We start from the raw sequence: 17,778 nt of genomic DNA, 5'->3' as shown, positions 1-17,778 counted from the left end.
CGTCCGGCGATTCGTCAGACGATGATCTGGTGGATCAGTGTGATCGGTTCAGCCTCCTTGCCGATAGTGATGTTGTCTCGGATGAGTCGTTCCACGTCCGCGATGTCCTTGCGGTCGCTGTGAACGGTGAGCAGCACGTCGCCCTTATGCACTTCGTCGCCCACCTTGTGGTTGAGCACGAGTCCGACGGCGTAGTCGAGCTCGTCGTCCTTGGTGGCGCGCCCGCCGCCGAGCATCATCGAGGCGATGCCCATCTCGTCGGCGCGCATGCCGGTGATCACGCCGTCGGATTCGGCGGTGATCGGAATGCGGTACTTCGCCTGAGGCATGATCGTCGGATCGTCGACCACCCGGCCGTCGCCTCCCTGGGCTTCGATCATCATGCGGAAGCGCTCGAGGGCCGAACCATCGGCGATCTTTGCTTCCAGCTTGGCGCGCGCCTCGTCGAGATCCTTGGCCTCGCCGGCCATCACCACCATCTGGCTGCCGATGGTGAGCACCAGATCGGTCAGGTCCGCCGGACCTTCGCCGCGCAGCACGGCGATCGACTCTTCGATCTCCAGTGCGTTGCCGATGGCGAGGCCGAGCGGCTGGTTCATGTCGGAGATCACGGCCATGCAGTCCATGCCGACGCCCTTGCCGATATCGACGAGCGCTCGGGCCAGAGCCACGGCGTCCTCCTCGTTCTTCATGAACGCGCCGGCACCGGTTTTCACGTCCATCACCAGCGCGTCGGTGCCGCTGGCGATCTTCTTGCTCATGATCGAACCGGCGATCAACGGAATCGAATCGACGGTGTCGGTCACGTCGCGCAGCGCGTAGATCTTCTTGTCGGCCGGGGCGATGTTGCCGGTGGCACCGGCGATGATGCAGCCTACTTCTCGCAGCTGACGCTTGAAGGCGTCCTCTTCGATCTCCACGGTGTAGCCGGGGATGGCTTCGAGCTTGTCGAGAGTGCCGCCGGTGTGTCCGAGTCCACGGCCGGAGATCATCGGTACCACGATGCCGAGCGAGGCGACCAGTGGGGCGAGCGGGATGCTGACCTTGTCTCCCACACCGCCGGTGGAGTGCTTATCCACCTTCCTGCCGGGGATGTCGCTTAGATCGAGACGGTCGCCGGAGTGCAGCATCGCCATGGTCAGGTGGCTGGTCTCCTCCGAGGTCATGCCGTTGAACCAGATGGCCATCAGCAGGGCGCTGGCCTGATAGTCGGGGATGTCGCCGGCGGTGTATCCGTCGACGAAGAACCGGATCTGTTCGTCGGTCAGTTCGCTGCCGCCGCGCTTGGCGTCGATGATGTCGATCATTCTCATGATGCTGGCTCCTTTGCCACGATGATGATAAAACGTTAAATCAAAATTACGGATTTTACAAATGTGCGTGTCGTTGAGTGAACGATTGTTCGCGTAGTGGAAGGTTTCGCTGAACCAATGTTCATTGTGGCGTGGTTCTGTTATGTGCTGGTGCTCCGTTGTGCTGTTGCTGTGTGGATGATGCCGGATGTCACCGGAGTCGTCATGACTGGAATTCCAACAGATCCGTAGCGCTGATCTCATCGATTACCAGGGTGTTGGCGTATCCGGCGCTTAATGCGCCGTGCGCTGCGGGAACCTTGATGGGGGTGGATATCACGAGGATGCTGTGCGGCTTGTTCCTCAGGTCGTCCAGATGCAATCCGATCGTCCTGCCATCGATGTCCTCGTCGATGATCCGTCCGGTACGGTCGATGAACCGTGAGAGCACGTCGCCCACCGCCTCGTGCTGCAGTCGGTCGCGCTCGTCCTTGGTGAGATACCCCAGGCGGAACAGCAGGGCGGAATCCTGCACGGAACCGACCGTGAAGATCGCGATGTTCGCCCGCCTGCCCATGTCGAAGATGTGGGAGATGTACGTTTCCTGCTCCACGAGCTCGCGGGTTTCCCGTCGGTCGAAGATCACCGGCAGCGGCAGATACTGCGGCAGCGTATGGAACGCCGCCGCGAAGGCGTTGGCGCTTTCGAATGCGAAGTTGTTGCTCTCCGTGTTCGAGACGCTGCCCTTGATCTGCACCACGGTCACGCCGCGAACATCCTTCGGCGCCAGATGCGTGCCGATGGCGTACAGCGTACGACCCCAGCCCAATCCGATGATGTCGTCGTCCTGAACGATCGACTCGATGTAGTCCGAAGCGGCCTCGCCGACGGTATCGAGCCGATCCTTGGGAGCGACGGTGGTCATCGGCACCACCACGACGTGCTTCAGCCCGTACTTCTGCTGAATGCGTTCGGCCAGATTCGGGGCTTCGCCGCTTGGATCGGCGATGTCGATGCGAACCAGACCGGTTTCTCGGGCGTACTGCAGGAGCCTGGAGACGGTGGGGCGGGAGATGTGCATGAGCGTGGCGATCTCGACCTGGCTGAGATCCTGCTGATAGTACAGTTTGGATACCTTCAGCGCGTCCTGGGTTCTCTTCGCCATGGTGTTCATGCTTCGCCTCCCGTCCCTTTCGATTGCTGTCTCTTCGGTCGCTGTTCCGTGAGCTCTTGACTTTCGTTACGCCGATCAGGCGATGGCGGTCTCCAGCGCAATGGTGATCATGTCGTTGAAGGTCTTCTCGCGTTCCTCGCTCGTGGTTTTGCCCTCACCGAAGATCAGGTCGGAGACGGTGAGGATCGACAGCGCGCGGAAGCCGAGCTTGGCGCCGAGCAGATACAGACCGGCCGACTCCATTTCCGTGCCGAGCACGCCGTAGTCGGCGAGCTTCTTCATGTCGATCTCGTCGTTGTAGAAGCGGTCGGCCGCGAAGATGTCGCCCACCTTCACATCCACACCCTGCTCCTTCGCCACATGGTAGGCGGTGTCGAGCAGTTCGAAGTTGGCCAGCGGGGCGTAGTGAACGCCGTGGCCGAAGGTGTTGGTCACCACCGCGGAGTCGGTGGTCGAACCGGAGGCGAGCAGTACGTCGCGCAGCTTGACGCCTGCGGCCATGCCGCCGCAGGAGCCGACGCGGATGATGGTCTTCACGCCGTAGATGGTGGCCAGCTCGTTGGTGTAGATCGACAGCGAGGGAATGCCCATGCCGCTGGCCTGCACGGAGACTCGCCGACCCTTGTAGGTGCCGGTGAAGCCGAGGCAGTTGCGCACGCCGTTGACCTGAACGGCGTCGTCAAGGAAGTTCTCGGCGATGTACTTGGCGCGCAGCGGATCGCCGGGCATGAGCACGACGTCGGCGTAATCGCCCGGTTCTGCTTCGATGTGAGGGGTTGCCATGATGAAGGTCCTTTCGTTGATGATTGTCGTTGACTGAGGATGATGCCGGGAATGGGAATGCGGAACGGGCTGGAGGGTCAGCTGATCTGGTCGAGGAAGCTGGTGCCGTTGCCGTTGCCCTCGACGCCGAAGTTGTCGAGGATGGTAGCGCCCATGTCGGAGGCGGTTTCACGGATGCCGAGCGACGTGCCCGGATTCGGCATGCCGGGGGAGTAGGCGAGGATCGGCACGAACTCGCGGGTGTGGTCGGTGCCCTTGTAGGTGGGGTCGTTGCCGTGGTCGGCGGTGATGAGCAGCAGATCGTCGTCGTGCATGCTGTCCATCACATGGCCGAGCCTCTCGTCGAAGGCCATCAGCGCGTCTCCGTCGCCCTGGGCGTTGCGTCGGTGGCCGTACATGGCGTCGAAATCCACGAGATTGGTGAAGCACAGGCCGGTGAAGTCGCTGGCCATGGCCTCGTCCACATGGTCCATACCGTCCATGTTGCTCTGGTTGCGCCATCCCTTGGTGATGCCGTGGCCGGAGAAGATGTCGTTGGTCTTGCCCACGGCGAGCACGTCGTAGCCGGCGTCATGCAGGAAATCCAGCACGGTCGGCGCGATGGGCTCCAGACCATAGTCGTGACGGTTCGACGTGCGGGTGAAGTGATCCTTGTCGGAACCCACGTACGGGCGGGCGATTACGCGGCCCATCACGATCTCGGGTCCGTTGATCAGCGTGCGGGCGTACTCGCAGATGCGGTAGAGCTCGTCGATCGGGATCACGTCCTCGTGCGCTGCGATCTGCAGCACCGAATCGCCGGAGGTGTAGAGGATCAGGTCTCCGGTCTTCATCTGATGCTCGCCGTAGTCGTGGATCACCTCGGTGCCGGAGTACGGCTTGTTGACGATGACCTTCCGGCCGGAGAACCGTTCGAGGGCGTCGACGATGGACTGCGGGAACCCGTTCGGGAACGTGGCCATCTCGAACTTCACCGGCAGGCACATCATCTCCCAGTGTCCGTCGAGCGAGTCGTTGCCGTGGGAGGTGATGGTCATCTTGCCGAAGCATCCTTCGGCCGGGTCCGCTGCGGGCACGCCCTTGATGGGGGAGACGGCGGGTTCGATGCCGCGGATGTTGCCCAGACCGATGCGGCCGAGATTGGGCAGATGCAGCCTGCCGTCGAAGAATTCGCCGATATGGCCGAGGGTGTCGGCCCCGACGTCATCGAACTTCGCCGCGTCGGGCGCTTCTCCGATGCCGATGGAATCCAGCGCGATGGCCAGAACTCGTTTGTAGGTGTATGCCATGGAAAGGCTTCCTTTCACCATTGAAAGACAGAAGACATATGAGTGGATGAACGATGGTCATGGGAGGCTCGGACGGTTGCGTGTCGGATGACATCGACGCAACCGTCCGGCGTATAGGGACCCGTAGGGGGGGGGGTTACTGCTTTGCGGCCTCTTCGAGGATCGCGACGGAGGCTGAGACGCCGAGGCGCGTGGCGCCGGCGTCGATCATCGCGTAGGCGTCGGCGAGATTGTGGATGCCGCCGGCGGCCTTCACGCCGAAGTCGGGGCCCACGGTCTCGCGCATGAGCTTGACGTCGGGTGCCGTGGCGCCCGCGGTGGAGAAGCCGGTGGAGGTCTTGACGAAATCGGCGCCGCCTTCGACGGTGAGCCTGCTGGCGCGAACCTTCTCATCGTCGGTGAGCAATGCGGTTTCGATGATCACCTTGAGCAGCTTGCCCTTGGCGTGGGTGGCATCGGCCACGGCCTTGATGTCGTCGCGCACGACGTCGTCGTTGCCGCCCTTGAGTTCGCCGATGTTGATGACCATGTCGATCTCATCGGCGCCCTTGTCGATGGCGTCGTTGGTTTCGAAGACTTTGGTTTCGGTGGTGCTGGCGCCGAGGGGGAATCCGATTACGGTGCAGGTGGCGATGCCGGTGCCGGCGAGGGCCTTGGCTACGCGGGGAACCCAGTAGGGGTTGATGCAGACGGATGCGGTGTTGTACTTGATGGCTTCGGCCACGGTGTTGTCGATCTGTTCGGCGGTTGCGTTGGCCTTGAGGAGCGTGTGATCCATGTACTTGGCGAGCTGAGCCTGGGTGAGGGACATGATTGGCTGTGCCTTTCTGATAATTCACGGATTGCCGTGAAGGGCTGGCCTTCGTTGGCCGGCTTGTGATTTGATTGTAGCACCGAATGTTACAAATGTCCACCTACGTAGTTGAACGTTTGTTCAATATGATTCATGGAACGCTGCACCGATGTACCGAATGCCGATCGCTGCCGGTCGCCGCCGCGCCCGACCCCTACCACTGCTCGGCGAAGTACGTAGACGGTCTCCATGACTCTCCCGGCCGGACCACCTGCGTCCGTGAATAATAGACGTACCCCGGTTTCGGCCGTTCGCCAAGCAGCTGTTCTATGGTCACGAACGTGAATCCCTCGGCCTTCAGATCATCGATGATGCCTTTCACGGCCTGCGCCGTGCTGCCCTGCAGATCATGCAGCAGTACGATGTCGCCGGGGCGGGTCCATTGCAGTACGGCGTCGTGCACGCCCTTCGCATCCTTCTCCCAGTCGAATCCCATGACGTCGAAGTTGATGATCGAGGAATTCATCGCCACGGCCTGATCCCGCACGTCATTGCTCCACTCGCTATACGGCGGGCGGATCATCGAGGGATACGCCCCCACGGTCTTCTCCACAAGCGCGCTGGTCCGCGTCAGCTGCGAGGCCACGTCCGACCGGCTCAATGTGCGCAGATGGGGATGATCCCACGTATGGTTCTCGATCGGATGGCCGGAATCGCGTAGCTGCCTGAGCATCGGAGCCGTCCGTTCGTCGATGTGCTGGCCCACCGAGAAGAACGTCGCGACGGTCCCGGTCTCCTGCAGCGCCCGGATCACCGGCGGGGTGTTCGTCGCGTCGGGCCCGTCATCGAAGGTGAGCGCCACGCATTTGGCCTTGGCGCAATCAACCCCGAGCTTCGCGATGTTCGAGGTGGTCACGGCATCCATGGCGGCGTTCAGGCCATCGATCGAACGCCGGTATTCGGCCCCGTCCGAGATCGTCTCGTCGTCGGTGAGCTGCCGGTCGGCCGCATCCGCGAGTCGCTTCAGCCTGACGCGGGTTGAATCGTCGGTCACCTTGCCGGACGTGTCGGAAAGCAGCTCCTTCGCCTGTGAAACCGCGGCTCGAAGCGTATACCGCACAGCCTCGTTGGACTTGTTCGCCGTGCTGCGCCGAACCGCCGCGGCCTCGACGGGCAGCGTCTTGGTCTGCTTTCGGGCCCGATCGGCAGCCTCGGCGATCGCAACGGTTCGGGAATCCAGTTCATCGGCGGTCATTTCGCCGGAACAGGCGTAATCGTCGCCGGCTGTCCTGTCGATCAGCTGCCGGGAGGACTGCACTTCGGCTCGCGCGGTGGCGAGCACGCCGGCATCCTCCAGAGAGGACGGACTGACGCTCATGACGGAAGACGACGATTCCACCGCCTTGCGCAGTGCGTCCGTCTCCGCGATCAGACCATTCCGCGCGCTTTCGCATTGCGCCAGCGCACGTCCATGCCGCGCCCGCCATGACCAGACCACGCCGCCGCCGATCGCAAGGGCCGCGATCAGGGCGATGGCGACGATGACCGCAATCGGACGTCGGGAACGTCCCGCCTTGTCGCGAGGGGATCGATGCTGAACCATATCTGCCCTTCTTCCTTGTTCCGCCTATCGCGACGACCGTGCCGTATTCCGGCCGGTTGCGCCCATTGCGGTCGGTGTGGAATTTCTCCGGCGTTTGCTACCATAGCAAAGTTGCCTTGCGCAACGTGGGGCTGTAGCTCAGTCGGTTAGAGCATCGGACTCATAATCCGCCGGTCCAGGGTTCAAGCCCCTGCGGCCCCACTCGTCGTTTGCCATTATTCCCGCTATCGTTTATTCCCGCTATCGTTCCCGGCGACCCCGACTCTGTGTCGCTTCGGGTCTCGCTGCGTTTCCGGGTTTCGTCTGAAATCCGCCCATAGTAAATCCGCCCATATGGGCCTCATGCGAATATGGGTCTCGTATGAATGATGACGATCCAAGGAGTCGCAATGGCACAGACGCATGAAGAGCCGACCTCGACAATCAAGCCGACCTTAGCGGCCGAATCGACCTCGACAATCAGACGAGCCGTGGTGACGGGCGCATCCAGCGGCATCGGAGCCGCCTCGGTCCGCGCATTGGTGGCCGACGGATGGCAGGTCGTGGCGCTCGCCCGGCGTGAGGAGCGGCTGGCCGCGCTCGCCGACGAGCTGGGCGAGGCCTGTACCTACCAAGTCTGCGACGTGACCGACGAATCCTCCACGCAGGCCGCGGTGGACGCCGTACTGGCCGGAGGGTCGGTGAAGGCGCTGGTCAACTGTGCGGGCGCGGCGATCGGCAAGGACCCGGTGGCCACGGCGAATCTCGACGACTGGCGGGATATGTACGAGCTCAACGTGCTCGGCACGCTGCGCATCACGCAGAAGCTGCTGCCGGCATTGAAGCGCACCGAGGGCACCGTGCTGGTGATCTCATCCACGGCCGGCATCGAACCGTATGAGGGTGGCGCGGGATACTGCGCCTCGAAATTCGCCGAACGGGTGATGGCCCGCGTGCTGCGGCTGGAGCAGATCGGCGAACCGGTGCGCATCGTGGACATCTCGCCGGGCATGGTGGCCACCGACGAGTTCTCGCTCAAGCGCTTCCATGGCGATGCCGACAAGGCCGCGGCCGTGTACGCCGGCGTGCCGAACCCGCTCAAGGCCGAGGACATCGCCGAATGCGTGCGCTGGGCGCTCGACCAGCCCGACACCGTGGACATCGACTCCATCGTCGTGCGTCCCCGTGCCGAAGGCTCCTACACCAAGGTCTACCGCGAACGCTGATCGCGCTGCTCGCATCCGAGGCGGCGCACTGCGTCACCTCGGTCTCATTGCGTCACCTCGGTTTCGCTGGCCCTCCCGTCGCGTCGCCGCCACCCCGGTTGACCGAACCTGACTGTGCGAGTATAATCTCATCGGTTCCGGTTCACGTTGCGCCGCAGGGGCGTGGCGACCCGGTCCTGAAATAACCCCTAGGAGTTCATTATGAAGCAGGGAATCCATCCCGAATACGTGCCGACCGAGGTCGTGTGCTCGTGCGGCAACACCTTCATCACCCGTTCCACCATCACGTCCGGTCACATCACCGCCGACGTGTGCTCGAAGTGCCACCCCTTCTACACCGGCAAGCAGAAGATCCTCGATACCGGTGGTCGTGTGGCCCGCTTCGAGAAGCGCTACGGCAAGAAGGCCAAGTAACATACGTTGCCACGCCAGTCTTGCGTCCGGGTACGATCGATCCGGCGCGGACTGGCGTTTTTGTTTATCCGTTTATCCGTTGATCCATCCGGCTGCCCCTCAGAACCCTCGGAATCCGCGAAAGGCATGGCATGACAGCAGCAGAAGAGTTTCCCGCGGCACAGACCGCGTTGGACGAATACCGCAACCTCGAAGAGGACATGAGCCGCCCCGAAGTGGCTTCCGACCCCGACAAGATGCGCAAGCTCGGCCGACGTCATGCCGAACTCGCGCAGATCGTCTCCGTATACAGCAAATACTCCGCGCTGTGTGACGATTATGACGCGGCGAAGGAGATGGCCGCCGAGGACCCGGATTTCGAGGAGGAGGCCAAGCGCATCGAGGCCGAGCTGCCCGAGGCGCGCGAAAAGCTTCGTACTGCGCTGATTCCGCGTGACCCGGATGACGCCCGCGATACGATCATGGAGATCAAGGCCGGTGCCGGCGGCGAGGAGGCCGCGCTGTTCGCCGGCGATCTGCTGCGCATGTACACGCGGTATGCGGAACGTCGCGGATGGACGGTGACCGTGCAGTCCGAGAACTCCACGGAGCTCGGCGGCATCAAGGACGTGCAGATCGCCGTCCGTGCCAAGGGTGCCGTGGCCCCCGCCGACGGCGTGTGGGCGTCGCTCAAATACGAAGGCGGCGTGCATCGCGTGCAGCGCATCCCCGTCACCGAGTCGCAGGGACGCATCCAGACCTCGGCCGCGGGCGTGATCGTATTCCCCGAGGCCGATGACGACGATGACGAGATCGAGATCGATCCGAAGGACCTCAAGATCGACATCTTCATGAGCTCCGGTCCCGGTGGACAGTCCGTGAACACCACGTATTCCGCCGTGCGCATGACCCATATCCCCACCGGCATCGTGGTGAGCATGCAGGATGAAAAGTCGCAGATCCAGAACCGCGCCTCCGCGCTTCGCGTGCTCAAGTCCCGGCTGCTGGCCATGAAGCACGAGCAGGAGGCCGCCGAGGCCGCCGACATGCGTCATTCGCAGGTGCGTTCGCTCGACCGCTCCGAACGAATCCGTACCTACAACTTCCCGGAGAACCGCATCGTGGACCATCGCACGAACTACAAGGCGTACAACCTCGATCAGGTGCTCGACGGCGATCTGCAGGCCGTGATCGACTCCGACATCCAGGCCGACGAGGCCGCCCGTCTCGCAGCCGCCCAGCAGTAGGCCTGCCAGCCGTTATTTGGTCGAATCATTCATGAAGAGCCGATTATTGACGTCTTCATGCATGCTTTATGCCCAATAACGATCAAACGGAGGGAATACGGAGGGAATGATGAACGAACCGTCCATTGCCGGATTGCTGAACGATGCGGCGCGAATCCTTGCACAGGCCGGCATAGATACCCCCCGTTTCGATGCGAAGTTGCTGCTGGCCCATGCGGCCGGCGTGGAACCGCGCAACGTGGACAAGGCCATGCTGCTTGGCGCCGATCCGGATGAGCTGAACATCGACGAGCCGGCCCTTCGCCGCATGATCGACCGAAGGGCCGAGCGGGAGCCATTGCAGTACATCATCGGCACGGCACCGTTTCGCTATTTGGAAGTCGAGGTCGGCCCCGGCGTGTTCATCCCCCGTCCGGAAACCGAGATCGTGGTGCAGGCCGGTTTGGACTGGCTGACGGAACAGCATGTCGAGCACCCGCGGATCGTGGATCTGTGCGCCGGCAGTGGGGTGATCGGACTGTCCGCGGTCACCGAGATTCCCGACAGCGAGGTGTGGGCCGTGGAATTCAGTGCCGATACCTACCGGTGGACCGATCGCAACCGGAAACGGATTCTCCTCGGCGAGGCTCACGATTCCGATGATCACGATTCCGATGATGATCGGATTGTCCGGAACGGTCGTGCCGGTGACGGCCATGCGGACGGTGACCGATCATCCGCATATTCGCGATATCACCTGATTCTGGGTGACGCCACCGATTCCGAAACCCTGAAGGAACTGGACGGCACCATCGATCTGGTGATCAGCAACCCCCCGTACATCCCCGAATCGGAGATCCCCGAGCAGCCCGAGGTGCGCGACCATGATCCGGCACTGGCCCTGTACGGAGGATCCGCCGATGGTCTGCGCATTCCACGGCTCATCATCGACCGGTCTGCGGCGCTATTGCGATCGGGCGGAGTGCTGGTGATGGAGCATGACATCGGCCAGGGCCCGGCCCTTGTGGATCATGCGCTGCAGGACGGTTTCTCGGAAGCCCACACGGGGGATGATCTCACCGGCCGACCCCGATATCTGTTCGCCCGGACCAAGCAGCTCGCAGACCGGCCCGGTCCGGCTCAGGGAGCGGGGTTCTAAGCGGTTCTCGTATGACGGCCTACTGTGCGTACTCCTGCAACGCGGAGGCATCCGCATCCGAAATCGTCTTGATCACGCGGGCGGGATTGCCCACGGCCACCGAATTCGGCGGAATATCGCGGGTGACCACCGCTCCCGCGCCGATCACGCAGCCATCGCCGATGGTCACGCCGCCCAGCACCGTCACGTTGCCGCCGAACCAGCAGTTGGAGCCGATCACGATCGGCAGACCGTATTCGTAATCGTAGAACGTGCCGTCCTCCCGTTGACGAACGTTGCGATCCTGCCAGCGCAGCGGATGCATGGGCGGCAGCAGGGACACGTTCGGGCCGAACAGCACGTCGTCGCCGATGGTCACCGGCGCGCAGTCGAGCACGGTGAAGTTGAAGTTGGCGAAGACTCGCCTGCCGATCGTGGTGTGGATGCCGTAGTCGAAGAACACCGGACCGAGCACGTCGAGTCCTTCGCCGTGATGGGGGATCAGCTCGTCGAGCACGGCCTTGCGTTCGTCGGTCGCGCCGCGAGGCAGCGCGTTGAATTTCGAACACAGATCCCCGGACTTGGTGCGCAGACGGTCGAGCTCGGGGTCGGAGGCGTCGTACAGTCGGCCGGCCAGCATCTCCTCGCGCTCGCTGGCCCGCGGCATGCGCAGTTCGACCGGGGGATACCGCCCGGCCGGTGGATGGGGGGTGATCTCACTGACGTTGTCGTTGGACATGATGCGCTCCTTCGGATCATTATCGGATGCGGGCCTGGGCATTCGCCATTTAGTAAACCCGTTCAACCAGAATGTTGGTATTCTAGCGACGACCGATGACCCGACATGCGTCTCCCTTGCTCCGATACGATGTGCGGGCGGCGGTCCGGAGTGGTGCGACGACGTCGCGGCGCCGGTCCCGCCGGCTGCGGGACGATCCGGAGACCATGCCGATAGCGGGCTTGTGCCATACTACTTGTGCCATACTAGGTAAGTTCGTAAGGCGACCGGGAATCGGAAGATCGTGCACGCACCTCGGACAGCAGGCACGATGAGCGACGGGCACGATGAATAACGGGCACGGTGAATAACGGGCACGATGACGAAAAGGAGCGCATGATGGTGGATATCCGTCCGGTGAATGACGAGTCGTTGGCGCTCGCCGCCCGTCTGGTCCATGAAGGCCAGCTGGTGGTGATTCCCACGGATACGGTGTACGGAGTGGCCTGCAATCCACGCAGTGCCGAAGCCGTGGCGAACATTTTCCGAGCGAAACGCCGTCCTCGTGCAAAATCATTGCAGGTGCTGCTCTCATCGATGCCCGAGCTCGTCCGTCTCGGCCTCGACCTGCCGGTGCCGCTGAACAGACTGTCACGAAGGTTCATCCCCGGCGCGTTCTCCCCGATCTGCGTGGCCGGGCCGAACTGCGATCTGGCCACGGTGCGATACGCGCCGAACGAGCATCCGACCCGAACGCAGGGCATCCGCATTCCGAATTCCGAAACCTCGCTGCGTATCCTGCGCGCCACCGGCCCGTTGGCCGCGTCCAGTGCGAATATTTCCGGCGGTGAATCCGCCCAGACCGTTCGGCAGGCCGCCGATGCGCTCGGCGATGCCGTGGCCCTGTATCTCGACGGCGGGCCGACTCCGGGGCCGGTCTCCAGCACCGTGGTGGCCGCTGATCCGCACGGCAGGGACGGCATCGCCGTACTGCGCGAAGGCGTGATCCCGCAGTCCGTGATCCGCTCCGCACTGCACGAATCGTCCCCCTACGGATCTTCCGGGTCCGGATCGTCCGGATCGCATGGATTCATCGCCCGAGATCATCCGCGATCGGCCGTGCGCGGGGGGATCCCGGCATGAGAACGTATCTGTTCGTGGCCGCGGTGGCCGGCGGCGTGACCTATCTGCTCACCCCGCTGATCCGCCACATGGCCATCGAGTTCGGTGCGGTCGGCGAAGTGCGCGCCCGCGACGTGCATACGGTGCCCACGCCTCGCATGGGCGGCGTCGCCATGCTGCTGGGATTCGTGGTGGCGATGATGTTCGCCAGCCGACTGCCGTTGACGAGTCGCCTGTTCGCCGGCAGCATGCAACCGTGGATCATCGTCATCGGTGCGATCGGCGTGTGCCTGCTGGGCGTGTGCGACGACCGCTGGGATCTGGATTGGATGCTCAAACTTGCCGGCCAGCTCATCATCTCCGTATTCGTGGCGTGGGGCGGACTGCAGGTCGTCTCCCTGCCGTTCGGCTCTCTGGTGGCCGCCTCGCCAAGCATGTCGATGGCGATCACCGCCATACTCATCGTTGCCTCGATCAATGCGGTGAACTTCGTCGACGGTCTCGACGGCCTGTCCTCGGGCATCGTGGCGATCGGCGGCATCGCCTTCGCCATCTACTCGTATATCATCGCCCGCTCGTCTCCGAACTATGCGTCGATGGCCACGCTGCTCGACGTCGCGCTGGTCGGCATCTGCATAGGATTCCTGCTGCACAACTGGCATCCCGCCAAACTGTTCATGGGCGACTCCGGGTCGATGCTGCTGGGATATCTGGTCACCTGCGCGTCGATCGTGATGACCGGCCGCATCGATCCCACCACCATCCACACCAGCATCTACCTGCCGGTGTTCATGCCGATCCTGCTGCCGGTGCTGGTGCTGTTCCTGCCGGTGCTCGACATGTGTCTGGCGATCATCCGCCGGGTGAGCAAAGGGCAGTCGCCCATGCACCCCGACCGCATGCATCTGCACCATCGCATGCTGCGCATCGGGCATAGCGTGCAGGGGGCGGTGCTGACGCTGTGGGGCTGGGCCGCGCTGATCGCCTTCGGATCGATCATGGTGCTGTTCTTCCCGGTGCGGTACGTGGGCGTCGGATTCGTGATCGCCGCGGTGCTGCTCACCATCATCACGATGTACCCGTATCTCAAGCATCGCATTCCGGAAATCCGGGCGGAGAACGCCGCGCTCGCCGCTGCGGGTGGCCGAGACCATGCGGGCGGTTCACGGCGACCGAAACACAGCTCCGGTATGCTTGCGCGAAGCGGGCGGCGGGATGCTCCGGATGGTACGACGAACGACGAATAGCGTCGATGCGGATAAGATACGGACAGCAGATACAGCAGATACATCAGATACAGCTGATACGGCAGATACGGACTACGAGGGTGATCCCGACAAGGGATGCCCGGCATGGGAGAGGTACCGATGAGCGAATTGAACGAGATGAACGGGACTCATGAGATTGAAGAGACCGCGGGGAGGAAGAAGGGACGCAAGCGTCTCGGCGAGGAAACGGTCGGCGATCTGATGGGTCGGGCGATCCATGAAAGCCTGTTCTTCATCGGTGTGTTCGTGGTGGTTGCCGTGGTCGTGGGGTATATGTTCGTGGGATGGCCGGGCATCTGGTCCGCGGTGATCGCCACGCTCACCACCGTGATGTTCTGTCTGTCGAACCCGCTGCTCGTGTCGGTGCTGAGCCGTCTGCATCTGCGTCCGGCCGCATATCTGACCTGGTTCCTGCTGGGATGGCTCGTCAAGGTGGGCATCTGCTTCGTGGTACTGCTCGCCATCCAGCGGCAGACGTGGCTCGACCCGAAGCTGTGCGCGATCTTCATCGCGGTGGGCGCGGGCATCATCCTGCTCGCCGAAATGCATACCGCCGCCACCAGTCGGGTGCCGTACGTCGATCCGCCGGCGCGCAAGGCCGGCGAATGATGGACCGGCGCGGTCGCCGATGGTGAACGATCGGCCATCGGCGTGATCAGAGACGGTCTCCGGCATGATCGACGGCCTCCGATGGTGAACGCGAGCTGTCGGTCAGGTGACGATCCGGTTCCCGTCGTCGTCGCTCCGATGGCGCCGCAGCGACACCGTGGTATTCATGAAGTCTTCAAGCGCTTATAGAGTGGGTTCATGGCTTCAAACAATCCTGTAGCAGAAGAGTCCGTATTTAACCCCCTTCCGTCGCCGTTCCAGAAGCTTGGACTGGCTTACGATGATGTGCTCCTCCTGCCGGAGGAGACCGATGTCATCCCCTCCGAAGTGGACACCACCACTCGTCTCACCCGAGAAATCACGATGAAGGTTCCGGCCATTTCCGCAGCCATGGATACCGTCACCGAGTCCGACATGGCCATCGCCATGGCTCGTAACGGCGGTATCGGCGTGCTGCACCGCAACCTTTCCATCGACGATCAGGCCTCGCAGGTCGACGTCGTCAAGCGCAGCGAATCCGGTATGATCACCGATCCGCTCACCGTGCACCCCGACGTCTCCCTCGCCGAGCTCGACAAGCTGTGCGGCCGTTTCCACATCTCCGGTCTGCCGGTGGTGGACAACGACGACCGTCTGGTCGGCATCATCACCAACCGTGACATGCGCTTCATCGCCTCCGAGGACTACGATCACCTCAAGGTGCGCGACGTGATGACCAAGGAGAACCTGATCACCGGCCCGTCCAACATCACCAAGGACGACGCCCACCGTCTGCTGGCCAAGTACAAGGTAGAGAAGCTGCCGCTGGTCGACGATGCCGGCAAGCTCACCGGTCTGATCACCGTGAAGGACTTCGTGAAGACCGAGCAGTACCCGGACGCCACCAAGGACGGCCAGGGCCGTCTGCGTGTGGCCGCCGGCATCGGATTCCTCGGCGATGCGTGGCAGCGCGCCACCGCGCTGATGGAGGCCGGCGTCGACGTGCTCGTGGTCGACACCGCGAACGGTCAGGCTCATCTCGCCTGCGACATGATCAGCCGCATCAAGAACGATCCGGCCTTCCGCGACGTGCAGGTGATCGGCGGCAACATCGCCACCCGCGCCGGTGCGCAGGCCATGATCGATGCCGGCGTCGACGCCGTGAAGGTCGGCGTGGGCCCCGGCTCCATCTGCACCACCCGCGTGGTCGCCGGTGTCGGCGTTCCGCAGCTCACCGCCGTGTACGAGGCCGCCCAGGCATGCCGCGCCGCGGACGTGCCCTGCATCGCCGACGGTGGCATCCACTACTCCGGCGACATCGCCAAGGCTCTGGTGGCCGGTGCCGATTCCGTGATGCTCGGCGGTACGCTCGCCGGCTGCGAGGAGGCTCCGGGTGAGAAGGTGCTCCTGCACGGCAAGCAGTACAAGCTGTACCGTGGCATGGGCTCCCTCGGCGCCATGGCTCCGCGTGGCAAGAAGAGCTACTCCAAGGACCGCTACTTCCAGGCCGACGTGACCAGCAACGACAAGGTGGTGCCGGAAGGCATCGAAGGCGAGGTGCCGTACCGCGGACCGCTGAACGCCGTGCTGTACCAGATGATCGGCGGCCTGCACCAGTCGATGTTCTACATCGGCGCGCACAACATCGCCGAGATGCGTGAACGCGGCCACTTCATCCGCATCACCGACGCCGGTCTGCGCGAGTCCCACCCGCACGACATCGTGATGACCGCCGAAGCCCCGAACTACTCCGGCTTCCACAACTGATCGGCGGCGTATGGGTCGGCTGATCGGCTGATCGGCTGATCGGCTGTAATGCCGGCCGGTACCGCATAGCCGTTCCGAATATTGCAATGGCCTTCTCATGCAGGAGAAGGCCATTTTGTTTTGCGGCGGTGCCGTCCAACCTGATGATGGTTCCAGTTGATCGATGGTGTTGATCGATGCGGTCCGTTGAATCGTTGCCGTATGCCGATGAAATCAAATCCGGAAAGAAACGTTTCAGGCAAGCATTCGTTGTACTAGGACGCATTTGATGCAGGAACGCCTCTAATCCACGAATGTTGGAGCTGGAATGGTATCGGAGCCGCAGAATTTCAGCGATCCTGAGACCGAGGATTTTGGGTCTTGAAGGACGGAGATCGCAAAACGGCGATTTGTGGCTTGGTCCATCGGCGATATCCAGTCGTGTTGAGGATATAAGTCGTGAGAGGTGTAAAGCGACGCGATGATGGTTTATGAGTGAATGCAGGTCAAGGTACCCTGCTGCCCGATGTATACGGAACCATTCCGAATTCGGAATAGTTCCGCATGCACATAGGGGTATGGCTATCAGAACGAATCGGACTTTGCTCACGTGGCAGGAGGCCTCTCGCTTACTCGGAGTGAGTGAGCGGCGAGTCGGCGCACTGTGCGCTGCGGGCCGGCTTGAATCGATTCTGGACAGTGGCACGCTGATCACGGAGGCGCCCGTACGCCGCCAAGCGCGCTGGCGGGGTGCGAACGTTCGCCCGTATTTACCGAACATGGTGTTCGCCTCGGCTGCCGGTTCTCGGCAAGCGGTACCGGTCCAGATGAAAAAGTTCGAGGCTTCTGTTGTTTTCGTGGGTTAGTTGGTGGGCTCCGGCAGTCGGATGTCGAGGCCGCCGCATCTGAGCATGACGAAGCTGATGAGGTTGTTCACGTGGTGGAAGCCGTAGGCCATGCGGATGGTGACCTTGATGCGGTTGTTGAACGCCTCGAGCCTGGCGTTGGAGTAGCCGAGCTCGATCGTGCGCAGGATGTCGGGCCGGCGTCTCCTGATCTTCCTGGAGAGTTCGACGATCTCGGGGATGCGGCTGTGGGACGCCCAGAATACCCAGTGTTTGAGCTCTCCGCGGGCCTGTTCGATGGGGTGTCTGAGCAGGTTGCGCAGGAGTTCCTTGAGCCGCCATGCGCGGTAGAGCTGTCCCCTGGGATCCGTGTTCCCCAACGCGGTGAGGGATTCGTCCTGCCGTCCGGTGAGATGGTCGGGGTTCTTCAGGACCGCGTACCTGACGCCGCGCATGCGTTTCGTGGTCTCCTCGTCGCCTTCGCGTCTGGCCTGGTTCCAGAGGCGTTTCCTGACCTGGTCGAGCGCGTCGCTCATCCAGGAGACGATGTGGAAGCCGTCGAGCACGCGCTGCGCGTCCGGGCACCATTCGCGCA

At 62.7% G+C, this 17,778-nt stretch carries 16 protein-coding genes and 1 tRNA gene; 9 read left to right on the top strand and 8 right to left on the bottom strand.

Translation table 11 applies throughout. The features are described from left to right. Positions 1 to 14: 14 nt before the first annotated feature. The 6 genes from Uis1B_RS03300 to Uis1B_RS03275 all read right to left on the bottom strand — a co-directional run bounded on the left by Uis1B_RS03300 (position 15) and on the right by Uis1B_RS03275 (position 6,934). Positions 15 to 1,313, bottom strand: a complete 1,299-nt coding sequence (locus Uis1B_RS03300; RefSeq protein WP_101615556.1) for a pyrimidine-nucleoside phosphorylase — start codon at positions 1,311 to 1,313, stop codon at positions 15 to 17. Between the two features lie 202 nt (positions 1,314 to 1,515). Beyond that, entirely contained in the window at positions 1,516 to 2,457 is a 942-nt protein-coding gene (locus tag Uis1B_RS03295; protein ID WP_207763369.1) for a sugar-binding transcriptional regulator, read from the bottom strand. Between the two features lie 84 nt (positions 2,458 to 2,541). Further along, complete coding sequence (gene deoD, locus Uis1B_RS03290) at positions 2,542 to 3,249, bottom strand: purine-nucleoside phosphorylase (protein WP_101615552.1); 708 nt, start codon at positions 3,247 to 3,249, stop codon at positions 2,542 to 2,544. A gap of 77 nt (positions 3,250 to 3,326) precedes the next feature. Next, positions 3,327 to 4,538, bottom strand: coding sequence for a phosphopentomutase (locus Uis1B_RS03285; protein ID WP_101615550.1), 1,212 nt, complete (start codon positions 4,536 to 4,538; stop codon positions 3,327 to 3,329). Positions 4,539 to 4,674: 136 nt separating this feature from the next. Continuing rightward, positions 4,675 to 5,349 carry a deoxyribose-phosphate aldolase gene (gene deoC, locus Uis1B_RS03280; protein WP_101615548.1) on the bottom strand — a complete coding sequence of 225 codons (675 nt, stop codon included), beginning with the start codon at positions 5,347 to 5,349 and terminating at the stop codon, positions 4,675 to 4,677. A 196-nt stretch (positions 5,350 to 5,545) separates the two neighbouring features. After that, positions 5,546 to 6,934, bottom strand: a complete 1,389-nt coding sequence (locus Uis1B_RS03275) for a polysaccharide deacetylase family protein (RefSeq protein ID WP_101615547.1) — start codon at positions 6,932 to 6,934, stop codon at positions 5,546 to 5,548. 127 nt (positions 6,935 to 7,061) lie between these two features. Here Uis1B_RS03275 and Uis1B_RS03270 point away from each other — a divergent pair. From Uis1B_RS03270 to Uis1B_RS03250, 5 genes are all read left to right on the top strand, one after another. Then, positions 7,062 to 7,135: transfer RNA gene (locus tag Uis1B_RS03270), tRNA-Ile, on the top strand. A 188-nt stretch (positions 7,136 to 7,323) separates the two neighbouring features. Then, entirely contained in the window at positions 7,324 to 8,139 is an 816-nt protein-coding gene (locus Uis1B_RS03265) for an SDR family oxidoreductase (RefSeq protein WP_101615545.1), read from the top strand. A 201-nt stretch (positions 8,140 to 8,340) separates the two neighbouring features. Then, entirely contained in the window at positions 8,341 to 8,553 is a 213-nt protein-coding gene (gene rpmE, locus Uis1B_RS03260; protein ID WP_101615543.1) for a 50S ribosomal protein L31, read from the top strand. A 131-nt stretch (positions 8,554 to 8,684) separates the two neighbouring features. Further along, positions 8,685 to 9,779, top strand: a complete 1,095-nt coding sequence (gene prfA / locus Uis1B_RS03255) for a peptide chain release factor 1 (protein WP_101615541.1) — start codon at positions 8,685 to 8,687, stop codon at positions 9,777 to 9,779. 106 nt (positions 9,780 to 9,885) lie between these two features. Next, entirely contained in the window at positions 9,886 to 10,917 is a 1,032-nt protein-coding gene (locus Uis1B_RS03250; RefSeq protein WP_101615539.1) for a N5-glutamine methyltransferase family protein, read from the top strand. 19 nt (positions 10,918 to 10,936) lie between these two features. Here Uis1B_RS03250 and Uis1B_RS03245 read toward each other — a convergent pair whose 3' ends face one another. Next, positions 10,937 to 11,635, bottom strand: a complete 699-nt coding sequence (locus tag Uis1B_RS03245) for a sugar O-acetyltransferase (RefSeq protein ID WP_243390240.1) — start codon at positions 11,633 to 11,635, stop codon at positions 10,937 to 10,939. 378 nt (positions 11,636 to 12,013) lie between these two features. On the opposite strand from Uis1B_RS03245, the gene Uis1B_RS03240 reads away from it, so the two are divergent. The 4 genes from Uis1B_RS03240 (at position 12,014) to guaB (ending at position 16,359) form a co-directional block, all read left to right on the top strand. Further along, a complete protein-coding gene (locus Uis1B_RS03240; RefSeq protein WP_101615537.1) occupies positions 12,014 to 12,757 on the top strand; it encodes an L-threonylcarbamoyladenylate synthase in 744 nt (247 codons plus the stop codon). Further along, positions 12,754 to 13,983, top strand: coding sequence for a glycosyltransferase family 4 protein (locus Uis1B_RS03235; RefSeq protein ID WP_101615535.1), 1,230 nt, complete (start codon positions 12,754 to 12,756; stop codon positions 13,981 to 13,983). Before Uis1B_RS03240 ends, Uis1B_RS03235 begins: the two co-directional genes overlap by 4 nt. A gap of 120 nt (positions 13,984 to 14,103) precedes the next feature. Beyond that, positions 14,104 to 14,613: a Cg1360 family ATP-synthase-associated protein gene (locus Uis1B_RS03230; protein WP_133124815.1), complete on the top strand. Its 510-nt coding sequence runs from the start codon at positions 14,104 to 14,106 to the stop codon at positions 14,611 to 14,613. Between the two features lie 198 nt (positions 14,614 to 14,811). Next, a complete protein-coding gene (gene guaB, locus Uis1B_RS03225; protein ID WP_101615531.1) occupies positions 14,812 to 16,359 on the top strand; it encodes an IMP dehydrogenase in 1,548 nt (515 codons plus the stop codon). Between the two features lie 841 nt (positions 16,360 to 17,200). On the opposite strand, the gene Uis1B_RS03215 is transcribed toward guaB, so the two are convergent. Beyond that, on the bottom strand, positions 17,201 to 17,778 hold a 578-nt coding region (locus Uis1B_RS03215), incomplete at its 5' end, for a transposase (protein WP_165782705.1).

Source organism: Bifidobacterium margollesii (genome assembly GCF_002860355.1).
Lineage (GTDB): Bacteria > Actinomycetota > Actinomycetes > Actinomycetales > Bifidobacteriaceae > Galliscardovia > Galliscardovia margollesii.
The sequence above is the reverse complement of the archived record's forward strand: the minus strand, read 5'-3'. Positions and strand labels throughout refer to the sequence as shown.

Coding starts and splice junctions, on each gene's coding strand:
- Uis1B_RS03300 (WP_101615556.1), bottom strand. CDS start 1,313: ATGAGAATGATCGACATCATCGACGCCAAGCGCGGCGGCAGCGAACTG.
- Uis1B_RS03295 (WP_207763369.1), bottom strand. CDS start 2,457: ATGGCGAAGAGAACCCAGGACGCGCTGAAGGTATCCAAACTGTACTAT.
- deoD (WP_101615552.1), bottom strand. CDS start 3,249: ATGGCAACCCCTCACATCGAAGCAGAACCGGGCGATTACGCCGACGTC.
- Uis1B_RS03285 (WP_101615550.1), bottom strand. CDS start 4,538: ATGGCATACACCTACAAACGAGTTCTGGCCATCGCGCTGGATTCCATC.
- deoC (WP_101615548.1), bottom strand. CDS start 5,349: ATGTCCCTCACCCAGGCTCAGCTCGCCAAGTACATGGATCACACGCTC.
- Uis1B_RS03275 (WP_101615547.1), bottom strand. CDS start 6,934: ATGGTTCAGCATCGATCCCCTCGCGACAAGGCGGGACGTTCCCGACGT.
- Uis1B_RS03265 (WP_101615545.1), top strand. CDS start 7,324: ATGGCACAGACGCATGAAGAGCCGACCTCGACAATCAAGCCGACCTTA.
- rpmE (WP_101615543.1), top strand. CDS start 8,341: ATGAAGCAGGGAATCCATCCCGAATACGTGCCGACCGAGGTCGTGTGC.
- prfA (WP_101615541.1), top strand. CDS start 8,685: ATGACAGCAGCAGAAGAGTTTCCCGCGGCACAGACCGCGTTGGACGAA.
- Uis1B_RS03250 (WP_101615539.1), top strand. CDS start 9,886: ATGATGAACGAACCGTCCATTGCCGGATTGCTGAACGATGCGGCGCGA.
- Uis1B_RS03245 (WP_243390240.1), bottom strand. CDS start 11,635: ATGTCCAACGACAACGTCAGTGAGATCACCCCCCATCCACCGGCCGGG.
- Uis1B_RS03240 (WP_101615537.1), top strand. CDS start 12,014: ATGGTGGATATCCGTCCGGTGAATGACGAGTCGTTGGCGCTCGCCGCC.
- Uis1B_RS03235 (WP_101615535.1), top strand. CDS start 12,754: ATGAGAACGTATCTGTTCGTGGCCGCGGTGGCCGGCGGCGTGACCTAT.
- Uis1B_RS03230 (WP_133124815.1), top strand. CDS start 14,104: ATGAGCGAATTGAACGAGATGAACGGGACTCATGAGATTGAAGAGACC.
- guaB (WP_101615531.1), top strand. CDS start 14,812: ATGGCTTCAAACAATCCTGTAGCAGAAGAGTCCGTATTTAACCCCCTT.